We start from the raw sequence: 14,190 nt of genomic DNA, 5'->3' as shown, positions 1-14,190 counted from the left end.
CGCCCTGACCCTTCGCCGGTTCAGGAAACCTGCTTGACAGCCGGCCAGCCGAGCGGCTCCTCGACTTCATGGATCGGGTCAACGATGATCAAGTCGGCAAGATCGTCATGGGCGCTCACGGTGAGCGGTTCGCTCGCCGCCGCCAGCGCCGCTGACAAATCGTCGGATGACGGCAGCGGCGTTGCGCTGGAAGGGGCCAGCAGCCCGAACTCGACCAGCTGCGTAATGAATGCCTCGATCGCGGCGGCGTCGATTCTGCCAGCGGCCGATCGGATCAGCGCTTCGGTGCCGACACCCGAGGAAAGCGCCTGCCACACTTTGCTGCCGGAATCGGAGAAGCCGAAATACTTGCCGTTGGAGAGGTCGAGCACGACAGCTTCCCCGTCGAAGGATTCGAAAACGATGTCCCGGCTCGCAACGGCGTAGACGTCGGAAAGAGGCATGTTCTTGACCCCCGCTCTGCAATTCCGGCCGGCGGCTGCGCCGGTCGTATCGTTGCCCTGACCCCTGGACAACGCCTGTAAACAGTCGATCCTTGCTTGGCAAGGCAGGGCATAACGGCGCCATCTCGACTATTTTGGCGTTCAACTCGCGGTTCGAGCCCCGATTTTGAGCGCCGACAAGCAGGGCGACCGCGACCCTTCCGGCGCGAAATGCCCGCTGGCCTGAAGTCTGAACACGGTCATGGAGCGGGCCGAATCGGCCTGTGGAACGGGGGTATGATGGTTAATAGTATCGAAAAGTGACTATTTAGGAGATTCTAAAATCGAACTGAACGGTTCGTTTCTGTTGACGGTGCGTGCAGGACGGTGTGAACGTTGGCGCTCCGATACATTTGGTGAGCCAACGGTCAAATTTACATAAGTCATTGATTAAATGTGATAAAAATAAAGTCATAGGCATGCTTATCAAAACTTCAAGATGCCGAATCATGGTCCAGACGGAAAAACTTCGTGATTGGAATCCCGCCCTCGGCTCACCCAAATCAGCGCTGTCCGAACGACGCGATTTCATTCCCAGGACACGCCGCTAGACGGACTGAATAAAGATACTGGAGTAGCAAAAATGAAAAAGATTGTTCTCACTGCCGCAGCCCTTGTGGCAATTTCTGGCAGCGCCTTTGCTGGTAGCGACCATTACAACCCGAATGAAGCCAATCAGGCGGCGGCCAAGGTCGACTCGTCCTACACGGCTGCGGTCCGCCAGTCTGCGCCGGCCACTCAGCAGCCTGCCACGACGGGCGCCGACCACAACCTTTTCGGCAACAACTAACGGTCGACTTGAACCGGCGGCGGGCTCGCCCGCCGCATCGGTCGGACCACAAGATTCAGGAGCACTGAAATGAAGAAGATCGTTCTTGCCACGGCCGCCCTGTTGGCCGTTTCCGGCGCTGCTTTTGCGGGCAGCGACAATTACAACAATAGTGGCGTCAACCAGCCGGCCCCGGCGGTCGATACCGCCCCTACGTCATCGATCGGCACCGACTCGCCCGTCTACAAGTTGCTGAACTCGTCGCGCGACGTGCAGAAGTCGGCGCCTCAGGGTGCCGACCGCGACCACTTCGGCAACCGTTGATAGCCGACTGTGATTTGAAAGAGAGAGCGGCGGGCCAGGCCCGCCGCTCTCTTTTTTTGCCGGGAAAGCCAGCCTGCCGATAAAGCAATTCCAGGAAAAGTGTAAGCGGTTTTCCGTCCGAAATTGCGTGAAAACAAAGAGATAGAGAGTTTCGCCGTTTCGGTGAAACGGTGAAACTCTCTAGCGTCAGGCAGCCTTTGCTTCCTCGCGATGCAGCGTGAAGGAATGGCCGTCGGCGTCAAAGATGTGCAGATCGCCGGCGCCGGCGTTGAGCCGCAGCGTCTCGCCGCGCTTGACCTCGACATTGCCCGGCAGCTTGGCAACCAGCGGCAGGTCGGCGCGGCCGATATCGATATAGACGAGCTGAACCTCGCCGAGCTGCTCGACATAGTCGACCTTGCCTTCGAACAGAAAGTCCGCGCCTGTGGCAATCGCGAGATCCTCCGGCCGCACGCCGAAGCTGACCGCCGTGCCATTGGCTGAGGCCGGCGTCGCGATCGGCACCGTCGCCTTGCGGCCGCCGACATGGCTGACCACGGTCGGATTGCCGGCCCTCTCGATCTTTGCCGGCAATATGTTCATGGCCGGTGAGCCGATGAACTGGGCGACGAACAGGTTGCCGGGCCGCTTGTAGAGTTCCATCGGCGTGCCGACCTGCTCGATAACGCCTTCCTTCAAGACCACGATGCGGTCCGCCAGCGTCATCGCCTCGACCTGGTCGTGCGTGACGTAGATCATGGTGGTGTTCGGCATCGATTCCTTGAGCTTGGCGATCTCGATGCGGGTGGCGACGCGCAGTGCTGCGTCGAGATTCGACAACGGCTCGTCGAACAGGAACACCTTCGGGTTGCGCACGATGGCGCGGCCGATGGCGACGCGCTGGCGCTGGCCGCCCGACATCGCCTTGGGCAGGCGGTCGAGATATTTGGTCAGTTGCAGGATCTCCGCCGCTTGGCGCACGCGTTTGTCGATCTCGGCCTTGCTTTCCTTGCCGATCTTCATCGAGAAGGCCATGTTGTCGTAAACCGTCATATGAGGATAGAGCGCATAGGACTGGAATACCATGGCGATGCCCCGCTTCGACGGCGGCACGTCGTTCACCACCTCGCCGTCGATCTTCAGCTCGCCCGACGTGATCTCCTCGAGGCCGGCGATCGACCTCAGCAAGGTCGACTTGCCGCAACCCGACGGCCCGACGAAGACGATGAACTCGCCTGATTTGATATCGAGGTCGATGCCGTGGAGAATGTTGAGGTTGCCGTATGATTTCTTCACCTGGTTGAGCGTGACATCGGCCATGTTTTTCTTCTCCCGTTGATCCCTGTTTTGCAAGTTCAGTCGATGCGTCCGAACCAGGCGCCGTAGCCGCCGAGGCGGACCGGCCCGCTGCCAGTCTGTCCCGAAAAGCCGTGCCCGGGCAAGGGTTGCAGCGCACCTTTGCCGAGATCGACCTCGGAGGGCTTGCTGCCGAGATTGAAGGCGCAAACGATCCGCTCATTGCCCTCGCGACGCGTGAAGGCGACGGTGTCGCCATCGCTTTCGATAAAGTTGATGTCGCCCTTGGTCAGCGCCGGATGCTGGCGCCGGAAGGCTAGGAAGCGGCGGTAATGTTCGAGCAGCGAGCTCGCCTCGCCCTGCTGCACGTTGACCGCCTGCGACAGGTGCTTGCCCGGCACCGGCAGCCACGGCTTGGCGGTCGAGAAACCGCCATTCTTGGCGGCCGCGTCCCAAACCATCGGCGTGCGGCAGCCGTCGCGACCCTTGAACTCCGGCCAGAACCGGATGCCGTAGGGATCCTGCAGGTCCTCGAACTTCAGCTCCGCCTCGCCAAGGCCGAGCTCTTCGCCTTGATAGATGCAGACCGAGCCGCGCAGCGACATCAAAAGCGCCGAGATCACCTTCAGATAGGCGGTCGGATCCGCCTCGTTGGCGGCCCAGCGCGAGGCGACCCGCATCACGTCATGGTTGGAGAAGGCCCAGCACGACCAGCCGTCGCTGGCGACCGTGCCGAAGGCCTCCAGCACCGCGCGCGCTTTCGCCGCGCTGATCTTCTCCGGCGCCAGGAAGTCGAAGGAATAGCACATATGGACGCGCTTGCCGTCGGCGGTGTAGGCGGCGACCACCTCCAGGCCGCGCTGGGAATCGCCCACCTCGCCGACGGCCGCCTGCGCCGGATATTCATCGAGAAGCGCGCGGAAGCGCTCCAGGAAGCCGAGATTCTCCGGCCGGCTCTTGTCGTAGATGTGGTCCTGGTAATTGTAGGGATTGACCGCGGGCGCCGTCTGGTCGTTGCGCTGTTCCGGCGGCAGCGGCGGATTGTCCTCCAGCCCCTGGCTGTGGAAGTAGAAATTGATCGTGTCGAGGCGGAAGCCGTCAACGCCGCGCTCCAGCCAGAAGCGGGTGATGTCGAGCAGCGCGTCCTGAACTTCTGCGTTGTGGAAGTTGAGGTCGGGCTGCTCGGCCAGGAAATTGTGCATGTAATACTGCTGGCGGCTGGTGTCCCACTGCCAGGCCGAGCCGCCGAAGATCGACAGCCAGTTGTTGGGCGGCGTGCCGTCGGGCTTTGCGTCCGCCCACACATACCAGTCGGCTTTCGGATTGTTGCGGCTGGAACGGCTCTCCTTGAACCAGGGGTGGATATCGGCGGTGTGCGACAGCACCTCGTCGATCATCACCTTGAGCCCCAGCCGATGGGCTTCCGTCACCAGCGCGTCGAAATCGGCGAGCGTTCCGAACATCGGGTCGACGTCGCAATAGTCCGACACGTCGTAGCCGAAATCCTTCATCGGCGATTTGAAGAAGGGCGAGATCCAGATGGCATCGACGCCGAGCGAAGCGATATAGGGCAGGCGCTGAACAATGCCCTTCAGGTCGCCGATGCCGTCGCCGTTGGAGTCCTGATAGGAGCGCGGGTAAATCTGGTAGATCACCGCGCCCCGCCACCAGTCGCGGTCCACGGCCGGGTCTGGCTGCGACGTCGCCTTCAAAGCCGATTGCATGTCTTCAACCTCCTTTCACCGAGCCGGCAAGCAGCCCGCGGACGAAATAGCGCTGCAGCGAGAAGAACACGAACAGCGGCACGATAATGGTGATGAACGCCGATGTGGTCAGGATCTCCCACTTGCCGCCGCGCGAGCCGAGCAGCGCGTTGAGCTTGGCTGTCAGCACGATCTGATCGGGCGCCGTGCCGAGGAAAACCATCGCCACCAGTAGATCGTTCCATACCCACAGGAACTGGAAGATGGCGAAGGAGGCAAGCACCGGGAAGGACAGCGGCAGCACGATCTTGACGAAGATCTCGAAGTCGCTGGCGCCGTCGATGCGTGCCGATTCCATGATCTCGCGCGGCAGGCCGGCGATATAGCTCCTCAGCAGGTAGATGGCGAAAGGCAGGCCGAAGCCGGTATGTGCCAGCCATATGCCGAGATAGGTCTTGGACGGCACGCCGAAGAAGGCGCCGACCCCGTTATAGAGCCTGAGCAGCGGGATCAGCGACATCTGCAGCGGAACCACCAGAAGGCCGATGATCACCGCGATCAGCAGCGGCCGTCCGGGAAAGCGCATCCAGGCCAGGGCGTAGGCTGCGAAGGCTGCGATCAGGATTGGGATGATCGTCGCCGGGATGGTCACCGTCAGCGAGTTCATGAACGAGCGGCCGATGCCCTCGGAAAACAGCACCGCATCGTAGTTGTCCGTGGTGAATTTCGGCGGTGCCGAGGAGGCGAAATAGACGCGCTGGCCGCGGTCGCCCTCGAAGGCCTTCGGTGACGACAGCACGAAGCCGCCGTCGGCATTCATCTGCAGCGTGACGCCGTCATCGAGGTCGGCAACCGATCCCGCCTTGTACTGCGTCGGCGCGGAGGACTTGACGCCGAAGGCGCTGATCTCGCGCTTGGGGCCATCGCCAAAGATATTGCCTTCGATGACGTATTTGCCGTCCTTCTGGGTTTGGGCCGACGCGCCCGGCAACCGTCCCGCCTCGCTCTGGCTGGAGCTGGCGAAGGAGTTCCACCAGCCGGAGGCGACGATCTGGTCCTTGTCGCGCAGCGACGAGACGAGGATGCCGAGGGTAGGGATGGTCCAGATCGCCACGAAGACGAGCACGGCGATATGGACGCCGAAGCGGCCGACGAAGGACTTTCCGGTCTTGGTCGCCATCTCAGTGCCCTCCCGTCTCTTTGTTGGCCTGGCGGATATTCCAGACCATGATCGGGATGACCGCGATCATGATGATGATGGCGATCGTGGCGCCGCGGCCGAAATCGCCGCCGCCGCGGAACATCCAGTCGAACATCAGATTGGCGAGCACCTGTGTATTCCACTGGCCGTTGGTCATGGTCAGCACGATGTCGAACACTTTCAGCACCAGGATGGTGATGGTGGTCCACACCACGGCGATCGTGCCCCAGATTTGCGGCACCATGATCTTCCAGAAGATCTGGAACGGGTTGGCGCCGTCGATCACGGCCGCTTCCAGCGTCTCTTCCGGAATGCCGCGCAGCGCCGACGACAGGATGACCATCGCAAAGCCGGTCTGGATCCAGATCAGGATGATCATCAGGAAGAAATTGTTCCAGAACGGCAGCGATATCCAAACCTGCGGCTGGCCGCCGAAATATTGGATGATGGCGTTGAGCAGCCCGATCTGCACCTGGCCCTCGCCGCGATACTCGTAGATGAATTTCCAGATCACGCTGGCGCCGACGAAGGAGATCGCCAGCGGCAGGAAGATCAGGCTCTTGGCGATGGTGCCCCACCAGATCTTGTCGGTGAGCACGGCGATGATCAGGCCGAGGAAGGTGCAGGCAGCCGGCACCACGGCCAGCCACAGGATGTTGTTGAAGATCGAATTGCGCAAATCATGATCGCTGACCGCCCATTCATAATTGGCGAGCCCGACGAAATTGGTGCCGCCGCGGTCGAAGAAGGAGAGCCACAGCGTCGCGATCACCGGGTAGATCAGGTAGATGGCTAGGATGATCATCGCCGGCCCGACGAACAGCCAGGGCCGCACCATTCCCTGCCGACGCAAATTGTCGACGGCGGCGGTGCCCGAGACGCCGCGTGACGGGAAGACGAGATCGAGCAGTTTGTTGGCGCCCCAGAAATAGGCGACACAGCCGCCGACGCCGATGATGATGACGAATATGGCCGAGAAAATCTGAGCCGCCATGGGTCCCTCTCCCTGCGCATGACCGGCCGGCCGAGGCTGGCGATCGGATGCACCGACTTTCGGTTATTCGGAACAATCGAAACGCGAAGGCTTCCGGCGCGGACCGCCGGTCGGACCCGGGCCGTAGCCCGGGTCCAATAGGAGGATTAGGAAGATTTCAGGATGCTATTTGATGCCGTCCCAGCTTTTCTGGATGTCGGCGGCGACGTCCTGCGCGGACTTGCCGCCCACCAGGTCGACCATGCCGGTCCAGAACGAACCCGCGCCGATCTTGCCCGGCATCAGGTCGGATCCGTCGAACCGAACCGTCGTGGCGCCGACCAGGATCTCGCCCTGCTTCTTCAGCGCGTCGCTGCCATAGGCCTCCTTGTTGGCCGCCTTGAAGGGGGTGACGAAGCTCTTCTGCGCCATCCACAATTCATGCGCGAGCGGCATCTCGAGGAACTTGATGAACTCGCGCGAGGCCTTGGAATCCTTGGTGATCATCACCAGCGTTCCGGCCACTTCCAGCGGCGTGCCCAGTTCCGGCTTGGAGGCGTAAGGCGGGTAGGGGAAGAAGTCGGCGTCCTGGCCGAGCTTCACGTTTTCCGGGAAGAAGGACGGAATGAACGATGCCTGGTGGTGCATGTAGCACTTGGGCGGCACGGTGAAGAGGCCCTTCGGGCTGTCGCGGAAGTCGGTCGCCGCGACCGCCTTGGCGCCGCCGTCCACCATCTTGTCGTCGGTGGCGATCTTGCCGAAGATGTCGATGGCGTTGACAACGGCCGGGTCGGTGAACGGAATCTCGTTCTTCACCCACTTGTCGTAGACTTCCGGCGGCTGCGTCCTCAGCATGATGTCCTCGACCCAGTCGGTCGCCGGCCAGCCGGTGGCGCCGCCCGAACCCAGCCCGATGCACCAGGGCTTGCCGCCGTCGGCGACGATCTTCTTCTCCAGATCGGCGAGTTCTTCTTGGGTCTTCGGCACCTTGTAGCCGGCCTCGTCGAAATTGTCGGGCGAGTACCAGACGAGCCCCTTCACGTCGATCTTGTAGGGAAAGGCATAGAAGCCCGATTTGCCGTCCTTGCCCGTATAGGTGCCGAGCTTGGCCCAAGAGTCGCCGGCGGCGTAATTTTCCTTGATCCAGGCCGCGACGTCGTCGCCCAGCGGGGTCAGCACGCCCTTGGAAGCAAGATCCTGGATGAGGCCGGGCTGCGGCAGGACGGCGATGTTGGGCGGGCTGCCGGCCTGGGTGTCGATGACGATCTGCTGCTCATAATTCTCGGACGAGGAATATTTCACCTCAGCGCCGGTCGCTTCCTGGAAATAGTCGAGAACGGATCGGACAAGCGCCTCGTCCTCGCCGCGCCACGGCCCGAAGATCGTCAGCGTCTCGCCCTTGAGGTCGACCTTCTTGAGGTCGTCGTAATTGGCCCAATGAAATTTCGAATCCTCGCCCGGCTTGAACTTCAGTTCGGCTTGCGCCGGCAGGCTGAGGGTGAGTGCCGCGAACGCCGCACCCAAGAGAAGCATTTTCTTCATCGCAAGTCCTCCCAGTGATCACAAAAAGGACGAAACCTCCATTTCGTCCGCCGACGCCGCGGAACTGTGACTCAGCGAAAGGGCAACCGCAACCTTTCGAAGAGACTTCCAAAGCGCTTTGGCTATTTTGATCTCGCCATTGAATCGCCTTGGAGTCAAGTGGGCGACGTCATTAATCGATTTAAATAGGAGAAGATTAAGCGAAAAAAGTGCAGCGCAGCATGCTTTTTTGGCGCTGCAGCAGCAATTTTGCTTCAAACGACGCTGTCTGGCCTCTAAGGTCGTCCTGCTTGATGATCTCGCCAACAATCGTCAGATCGATTCAAAATTGAAAGCGCTTTGAGGCGGGAGGGCCTCCGATGAACCTCAAGCAGCTGTCGCATATGCTGTCGCTCTCGCAGACCACGGTGAGCCGGGCGCTGAACGGCTACCCCGAGGTTAACGAGGAGACCCGGCGCCGGGTTATGGACGCCGCCAAGCGCCATGGCTACCGGCCCAACCCCAGCGCGCGCCGGCTCGCCACCGGCAAGTCGGGAATGATCGGCTATGTGCTGCCGACCGGGGCCGCCGTCGACATCGATCCGCACTTCGTCGAATTCCTCTCCGGCCTCGGCGACTATGCCCGTTCGCATGAGCTCGACCTTGTGCTTTCGCCCGCCGACGCCGATGACGAAGAGACGACCTATCGCCGCATCGTCGCCAACCGCCAGGTCGACGCCGTCTACCTGTCCTCGCCGCGGCCGGCCGACAAGCGGCTGGCGCTGGTCAACACGCTGGGTATCCCTTTCATCGTCCACGGCCGCAGCGAAGGCTTCGATTTCGACTATCCCTATCTCGACATCGACAATGAGGGCGCCTTCCACGAAGCATCGAGGCTGTTGATCCAGCTCGGCCACAAGCGCCTGGCGCTGATCAACGGCAACGAGCGCGAGACCTTCGCCATCCACCGCGAGCGCGGCATGCGCCGCGCGCTTGCCGCGAGCGGACTGACGCTCGGCGAGCGCCACATCCGCTCGGTGGCGATGACCGAGGAAAACGGCTACCGGGCCGCCCGCCGCCTGCTCGAGGAGGCTGAGCCGCCGACGGCGATCGTCTGCTCCAGCCTGATCATGGCGCTGGGTGTGGTGCGCGCCGTGCGCGATCTCGGCCTCACCATCCCGGGCGACCTCTCGCTGGTTGCCCATGACGACGTCTTCCCCTGGCTGCGGCCGGAGAATTTCCCGGTGCCGCTGTCGACGACACGCTCCTCGATCCGCCTCGCCGGCGCGCGCGTCGCCGAGCGCCTCGCCGCGCGCATATCGGGGTTGGAAGACGGGGCTCGCGGTGAGGTCTGGCCGGTAGATCTGATCGTCAGGGGATCGGTGGCCGGCGCGCCGGTATAGGGCTAATCCAACACCTTCGCCACCGCCTCATTCCGGGCAACTGCCGTGGGACAACGGTCAGCCTTCGGCTGCTCCTGATGCTGGACGGTGACAACCGGTAAGCCAGAACCGTCAACCAGTCCTTCCGGGTGCGCCATTTGCCGACATTCCCGTTCACCGAAGCCGATCCAGTCCAGTACCCCGGTCCTCCGCCGAAGGCTTCGGAGGTGGTGATCGTCGGCGGCGGCATCATCGGCGTAACGACGGCCCTCTTCCTTGCTTCCCGAAACATTCCGGTGACGCTGCTTGAAAAAGGCCGCGTTGCGGCCGAACAGTCCTCCCGAAATTGGGGGTGGATCAGAAAGCAGGGACGGGACGCGGATGAGCTGCCGATCGTCATCGAGGCCATTCGCCTATGGCGGCAACTGGCCGAGGAATGCGGCGAGGACATCGGGCTCAACCAGACAGGCGTGACCTACCTGGCGAACGCCGACAAGGATATGGCCAAGTTCGAAGAATTCATGAGGATCGCCGCGATCCATGAGCTCGACACACGCCTCCTGGGCGCCGACGAGACCGCAAAACTCATCACCGGCATGTCGCGCAGGTTCAAGGGCGCGATGACGACACCTTCCGATATGCGCGCGGAACCTTGGTTGGCGGTGCCGGCGCTTGCCAGGCTTGCCATGCGAAAGGGCGCCAGGATCGTGGAGAATTGCGCGGCGCGCACCCTCGAGATCGCAGCCGGCAGGATCAAGGGCGTTTGGACCGAGGCGGGATATATCGAGACCTCAACCGTGCTGGTCGCGGGCGGCGCCTGGTCGTCCCTGTTCCTGGCGAGACATGGCGTAGCCATCCCCCAGCTCAGCGTCCGCGTAACCGTGGCCGCAACGGAGGCCTTGCCCGAGGTCTATGCGGGCGCGGCCGCCGACGACCACATCGCTTTCCGGCGCAGGCAGGATGGCGGATATACGCTCGCCGCGGGCGGCAGCCACTTGCTTTACCTGGGGCCTGACGCATTCCGGCACTTCACGAAGTATATTCCCGCCCTCAGGAACAACCCGTTCGGCACGCGCTATTTCCCGTTCGCTCCGTCAGGCTACCCGGACGGCTGGTCGACGCCACGCGATTGGGCGCCGGATTCCTCAAGCCCTTTCGAAAGAATGCGCGTGCTCAACCCAGCCCCTGAGCCGGCAAAGCTTCGTTCGAGCGAGCGCAATTTCAAGCAGCTTTTTCCACAGTTCGAGAAAGCCCGCTTGAAGCTCGGCTGGGGCGGCATGATCGACGCCATGCCCGACGTCGTCCCCGTCGTGGATCGGGTCCAGGCGATCGGCGGTCTTTTCGTCGCGACAGGAATGAGCGGCCACGGCTTCGGCATCGGGCCTGGCATCGGCCGCGTCGTCTCCGACACGATCCAGGGGAACGACACCGGCCACGACCTCAGCCGTTTCCGGCTGTCACGCTTCTATGATGGAAGCCCTGTCCGGTTGGGGCCGGCGCTATGATCCCTCTCGCCCTCACCTTGAACCAATTTCACTTGATGGACGCTTCTAGGATGCCGTCTCAGCCGCCATGCGTTGAGAGATATAATTAATATAATATATCCGGATAGAGCCAAGAAACTCCAAAGATAATCGCCTATGGCGGTCAAAGACAATATGACTATAGATGCGATTCCGGTCACGATGTAGTACAATATCGAGGACCAGACGTATCTCTCCATCTGAGAGCTGCTCATCCACCAGCCTCGCTGTAATAATCTAAATTCGTAATTCGCCGGCGGTCGATAGCACTACTCCTTCGCCGCTCCGGCGGCCTTGATATCGATCAACCCATAGCCGAAATCACTGTCCCGCCCCTTCGGCCCCAGATCCTTGGCCGTGGCCGCCAGCGCCTTCTCGATGTCGTCGGCAGAGCGGTCGGGCGCGGCGTGGATCAGATTGGCGATGGCGCCGGACACGATCGCGGCGGCGAAGGAGGTGCCGGTGACGACGTCCGAGCCGGCGCCGCTCGGCGCCACCATTTCGACACCCGGCGCCGAGATGAAGACATAGGCGCCGCGATTGGCCTGCGGCATCAGCCCGTCGTTGGCGTCGGTGGCGGTCACGGCGATCACGCCGTCGAAGGCCGCCGGATAGCCATAGGGCGCCTTCGGGCCGTTGTTGCCGGCGGCCGCCACCAGCACCATGCCCAGCCCCCGCGCATTCCGGCAGGCGATGCCGAGCAGGTCGTTCTTCGGGCCGACGAAGCTCATATTGATGATGCGCACATTCTGCTCGGCTGCCCAGTCGAGCGCCGACAGGATGACGTCCATGGTCGACTTGCCGCCTTCGAAGGCTCGGGCGTGGTAGATTTTGGCGCCGGGCGCCATGCCTTCCAGCGGACCGACACCGGCAATCAGTCCGTCGACCGAAGTGCCGTGGTCGCGCTTCTCGATCGGCACGTTGGGCATGGCATCGTATTGGCCGGCGATCACGCCGGCGAGCGCTGGGTTGCTGTCGTCAATGCCGGTGTCGATGACGGCGACCCGCACATTCTCGCCGCTCGCCTGGTTTGCATCGAGCGCGATGCGCTCGAAGGCGTAGTTGACGATGCCCGCCGCCTGCTGCAGCGAATAGATATGGTTCGGCTCGCGCCGCTGCGTGCGCCCATCGGCTGCAAGCTGCGCCAGCACGACGCCGACCGGCCGCCCGTCGGTGATGCCGAAGCGCACCAAAGTGGTGCCAAGCAGCCGCGACTGGCGCTGCGAGCGCACCTGCAGGCCGAAGGAATTGGCGATCTGCTGCACCACGCCGGCATCGCCGGCGACCGTCACCAGCACCTCGTCGGGCACGAATTCACCGCTGATCGCGCGCGGCGGTTCGGCAAGGTTGAGGCCCTGCGGCACCGTGACGGGCCCGCTCGGCGTTGGAGCGGGTGGCGGCGTGGTGCTGGAACCGTTCGATGACGACGTTCCGTTGGACGGTGCCGGCGTTTGCGGGGCCGTGGGCGCCGGCGGGTTCGGGAACAGATCGACGATCAGCGCCGGCAGGAACACCGCGCCGCCCTTGGCTGCGTCCTTGCTCCTACCGCCATCTGCGCCGCCGCTGTCCTTGTCGCAGCCCGCGCCCGCCGCCGTCGTGCGGTCCAGGCAATCGAGCTGTTTCTGCGTCAGGTTCGGATCGTTGGTCTGCGCGGAGGCAGGCGCGGCGACAAATGCCGCCGCCGCAAGGAGCGCCGCATGCAGAATGACCGCCTTAGCCGCCATCGGCCGGTTTCCTTCCCTGCACCACAGCCTCCGCGAAAGGCTGGGCGGCAATAAGGCCGACGAGCTTGTCGTAATCGGCCGCCGTGCTGGCCGGGATCGTCAGGTGGAACACGCCGTCCGCGGTCGGGCCGCCGGCGATCTTCAACCCGTTCTGGCCGAGGAAGGCGGCGATATCGGCCATCTTCGCATCCGCCTTGAACTTGACCAGCGCGAAAGGCAGCTTCGCCAGATCGTCCTGAGCGCCGGCCACCTCGAAGTCCTTGCCCTTGCCGCCCGGCTGTTCGAAGGACTGCACGATGACCAGCGCAAGCAGCGCCGCGGCAGCCGCCCAGGCGACACCGGCAGGCATTGCCGTCACCCGGCCGAAGACTCTTGCCAGCCAGGATTGGCCGGGCGTTCGCACCGGACCGGCCTCGGCGTCCAGCGCCTTGGAGAAGCGGGAGAACGCGTCGGCGGGCGGCCGGATCGCCTCGTTGGCGGCTGCGGTGCCGGAGAACTCCGCCTCCGCTTCGCCAAGCGCATTCATCGCCGCCGGATCGGTGGCCAGCCACTCCTCGACGGCCTCCAGCTCGGCGCCTTCCAGCGAGCCGTTCAGGTAGAACGGCAGCAGCGTTTCCATCTCGTCGCGACGCGACATCTTTTCAGCGGCGCTCATGGCCAACCCCTGTCGTAACCGGCGGCCTTGAGGGCTTCGCCGAGTTTCTTGCGGGCGTAGAACATCCTGGTCTTGACGGTCGCGACCGGGATGTCGAGCACCTCGCCGATCTCGGTCACCGACTGGCCATGATAATAGGCAAGGTCGATCACCGTGCGGTGTTCTTCCGGCAGGGCATCGACGAAGCGGCGCAAGGCGGCGGCCTTGTCTTCCTTCATGGTCACGACTTCCGGCGTGTCGGCGCCGTCGGGAACTTGCGCCGCGTCGTCGTCGTCGATCCAGTCTTCCTTCTTCTTGCGCAGCATAGATAGCGCCTTGAAGCGGGCGATGCCGAGCAGCCACGTGGAAACTTCAGAGCGGCCCTCGAAACTGGGCGCCTGTTTCCACAGCTCCAGAAAAACCTCATTCGTGATATCGTCGGCCACCATTTCCGATCCCGTCTGGCGCGCCACGAAGCGGTAGATCCGCGCGTGGTGACGCATGAACAGGAGCCGGACGGCGGCCCGGTCGCCCTTCGCGACCCGGTCCACAAGCGCGCGATCGGTTTCCGTCGCCGCATTCATGGCCGATCGAGCCGCCTGGCTCCTCGAAGCTCTGTCGCTGATCGGTCCAAAAAGGTTCACCCTCCGCCAAGGATTTCTTGGAGGCTAACTGAAGA

At 62.8% G+C, this 14,190-nt stretch carries 14 protein-coding genes; 5 read left to right on the top strand and 9 right to left on the bottom strand.

Annotation, left to right across the window (positions count from 1 at the left end; translation table 11 throughout):
- Positions 1-20: 20 nt before the first annotated feature.
- Positions 21-371, bottom strand: a complete 351-nt coding sequence (locus LB529_RS06880) for a PqqD family protein (RefSeq protein ID WP_318012547.1) — start codon at positions 369-371, stop codon at positions 21-23.
- Between the two features lie 694 nt (positions 372-1,065).
- Between LB529_RS06880 and LB529_RS06875 the strand changes: the two genes are divergently transcribed.
- A complete protein-coding gene (locus LB529_RS06875; RefSeq protein ID WP_224710624.1) occupies positions 1,066-1,272 on the top strand; it encodes a DUF680 domain-containing protein in 207 nt (68 codons plus the stop codon).
- A 69-nt stretch (positions 1,273-1,341) separates the two neighbouring features.
- Positions 1,342-1,575, top strand: a complete 234-nt coding sequence (locus LB529_RS06870; protein WP_140844674.1) for a DUF680 domain-containing protein — start codon at positions 1,342-1,344, stop codon at positions 1,573-1,575.
- A 186-nt stretch (positions 1,576-1,761) separates the two neighbouring features.
- Here LB529_RS06870 and LB529_RS06865 read toward each other — a convergent pair whose 3' ends face one another.
- The 5 genes from LB529_RS06865 to LB529_RS06845 form a co-directional block, all read right to left on the bottom strand.
- Positions 1,762-2,874 carry an ABC transporter ATP-binding protein gene (locus LB529_RS06865; RefSeq protein ID WP_224710623.1) on the bottom strand — a complete coding sequence of 371 codons (1,113 nt, stop codon included), beginning with the start codon at positions 2,872-2,874 and terminating at the stop codon, positions 1,762-1,764.
- 35 nt (positions 2,875-2,909) lie between these two features.
- A complete protein-coding gene (locus LB529_RS06860; RefSeq protein ID WP_224710622.1) occupies positions 2,910-4,574 on the bottom strand; it encodes an alpha-glucosidase in 1,665 nt (554 codons plus the stop codon).
- A gap of 4 nt (positions 4,575-4,578) precedes the next feature.
- On the bottom strand, positions 4,579-5,733 hold the full coding sequence (locus LB529_RS06855) for a carbohydrate ABC transporter permease (RefSeq protein WP_095768189.1): 1,155 nt from the start codon (positions 5,731-5,733) through the stop codon (positions 4,579-4,581).
- Position 5,734: 1 nt separating this feature from the next.
- Complete coding sequence (locus LB529_RS06850) at positions 5,735-6,748, bottom strand: carbohydrate ABC transporter permease (protein WP_095768190.1); 1,014 nt, start codon at positions 6,746-6,748, stop codon at positions 5,735-5,737.
- A 165-nt stretch (positions 6,749-6,913) separates the two neighbouring features.
- Positions 6,914-8,269 carry an ABC transporter substrate-binding protein gene (locus tag LB529_RS06845; protein ID WP_095768191.1) on the bottom strand — a complete coding sequence of 452 codons (1,356 nt, stop codon included), beginning with the start codon at positions 8,267-8,269 and terminating at the stop codon, positions 6,914-6,916.
- 118 nt (positions 8,270-8,387) lie between these two features.
- Between LB529_RS06845 and LB529_RS06840 the strand changes: the two genes are divergently transcribed.
- From LB529_RS06840 to LB529_RS06830, 3 genes are all read left to right on the top strand, one after another.
- Positions 8,388-8,612: a hypothetical protein gene (locus LB529_RS06840; RefSeq protein ID WP_140844684.1), complete on the top strand. Its 225-nt coding sequence runs from the start codon at positions 8,388-8,390 to the stop codon at positions 8,610-8,612.
- Between the two features lie 16 nt (positions 8,613-8,628).
- Positions 8,629-9,651, top strand: a complete 1,023-nt coding sequence (locus LB529_RS06835; protein ID WP_224710621.1) for a substrate-binding domain-containing protein — start codon at positions 8,629-8,631, stop codon at positions 9,649-9,651.
- A gap of 137 nt (positions 9,652-9,788) precedes the next feature.
- Positions 9,789-11,135, top strand: a complete 1,347-nt coding sequence (locus LB529_RS06830) for an NAD(P)/FAD-dependent oxidoreductase (protein WP_224710620.1) — start codon at positions 9,789-9,791, stop codon at positions 11,133-11,135.
- A gap of 287 nt (positions 11,136-11,422) precedes the next feature.
- Here LB529_RS06830 and LB529_RS06825 read toward each other — a convergent pair whose 3' ends face one another.
- Genes LB529_RS06825 through LB529_RS06815 form a run of 3 tightly spaced genes read right to left on the bottom strand, consistent with a single transcriptional unit; the run spans position 11,423 to position 14,095 of the window.
- The gene (locus tag LB529_RS06825) at positions 11,423-12,877 is read right to left on the bottom strand and encodes a S8 family serine peptidase (RefSeq protein ID WP_224710619.1); all 1,455 of its coding nucleotides are present in this window, start codon (positions 12,875-12,877) and stop codon (positions 11,423-11,425) included.
- Positions 12,867-13,532, bottom strand: a complete 666-nt coding sequence (locus LB529_RS06820; RefSeq protein WP_224610188.1) for an anti-sigma factor — start codon at positions 13,530-13,532, stop codon at positions 12,867-12,869. The genes LB529_RS06825 and LB529_RS06820 overlap by 11 nt, the downstream gene beginning before the upstream one ends.
- Positions 13,529-14,095, bottom strand: coding sequence for a sigma-70 family RNA polymerase sigma factor (locus tag LB529_RS06815; RefSeq protein ID WP_224710618.1), 567 nt, complete (start codon positions 14,093-14,095; stop codon positions 13,529-13,531). The genes LB529_RS06820 and LB529_RS06815 overlap by 4 nt, the downstream gene beginning before the upstream one ends.
- Positions 14,096-14,190 lie beyond the last annotated feature (95 nt).

It is taken from the genome of Mesorhizobium sp. CA5 (genome assembly GCF_020165105.1).
GTDB lineage: Bacteria > Pseudomonadota > Alphaproteobacteria > Rhizobiales > Rhizobiaceae > Mesorhizobium.
This window is presented reverse-complemented; position numbering and strand designations above follow the sequence as displayed.